The organism is Microcoleus sp. PH2017_08_TRC_O_A, from assembly GCF_020738665.1.
GTDB lineage: Bacteria > Cyanobacteriota > Cyanobacteriia > Cyanobacteriales > Microcoleaceae > Microcoleus.
In genome coordinates this window covers 1-1,202 of record NZ_JAEQCE010000208.1, presented here as the reverse complement: position 1 = coordinate 1,202, position 1,202 = coordinate 1, and the positions used below count along the sequence as shown (strand labels likewise).

At 41.9% G+C, this 1,202-nt stretch carries 2 protein-coding genes; both read left to right on the top strand.

Going from position 1 to position 1,202, the window contains the following annotated elements:
• A partial coding sequence (locus JGK22_RS33090) for a transposase family protein (RefSeq protein ID WP_293314570.1) occupies positions 1–470 on the top strand: 470 nt, incomplete at its 5' end.
• On the top strand, positions 434–1,171 hold the full coding sequence (locus JGK22_RS33085; protein ID WP_363319288.1) for an ISL3 family transposase: 738 nt from the start codon (positions 434–436) through the stop codon (positions 1,169–1,171). The genes JGK22_RS33090 and JGK22_RS33085, both read left to right, overlap by 37 nt.
• The last annotated feature ends 31 nt before the right edge of the window (positions 1,172–1,202 follow it).

The window sequence follows — 1,202 nt, the reverse complement described above, 5'->3', positions numbered from 1 at the left end:
TAATTGATTTCTACCGTATGGATCTTCATCTTGACAGACTGCTTAATCTACCCGATGTTACTGTTGAAAGTTGCATCCAATTCGCACCTGAGGTTATATTGAAACTCCGCTTCCTTCAGGAAGAAAGTAATTGTCGATACTGCCAGCGTCCGAGCGCTCAATTAAATCAAAACCGACCTGTATTGATACGGGATCTATCGATTTTCGGTCAACCAGTTTATCTGAAAGTTCCGCGTCGCCAATTTTACTGTAGGACTTGTCAGAAATACTTTACGGAAAGTTTGAACTTTGTCGATTGGGAACGGCGATATACCCAACGCTATGAGAATCATATCTATCAGCGAGTTCAAGCAACCACCATCGAACAAGTTAGCCGAGAGGAAAATTTAAGTTGGGATCAAGTACAGGGGATTTTCAATCATAGGTTTGATCGATCAAAAAAGCAGACTGGGGAACGGTTACTCGTCTGAGTATTGATGAAATTAGTAAACGCAAAGGGCATCAAGATTTTGCCACAGTTGTTGCCGATATTGACCGTGGAAAATTGGTTGAGGTGATTGATAGTCACAAACAGGATGACATCATCAAAGTGCTTCAGCAGCAACCGATTGAGCTGCGTGAACAAGTCGAAGAAGTGAGTGTTGATATGTGGGGAGGCTTTCCCAAAGTGGTTCAAGAAGTGTTTCCCAAGGCGCGGATTGTATTTGATCGATTTCACGTGATGAAACCAGTCAATGAAGAGTTAAATAAAGTACGCAAGCAAACTCAAATGACCCTCAAAGGGAGTAAATTCATTCTCCTCAAGAACGGGGTAGATTTGACCGAGGAGCAGAAGGTCAAACTGGCAGACATCTTAAAGCATTCAAAACGGTTGAAACTGGCTTATGAACTCAAAGAAGAGTTCAGAGATATTTTTGAACGTTCTGAGACTGTCGAAGCTGGGAAAGAGCAACTCCTTGCATGGCTAAAAAAAGCTCGTTCGGTTTACTGTGATGTTCTCACAACGATTCGTAATCATCTGGATGGAATCTGCAACTATTTTTTGAACCGAACCACGAGTGGCGTGATGGAGGGAATTAACAATCGAATTAAGTTGATTAAGCGACAAGCCTATGGCTTTATGAACTTTGATAACTTTCGAGCAAGGCTATTAGCTTGCTTTTCTGATTAGGTTTGCTTATCACCTTGACTCCAGAAGAGCC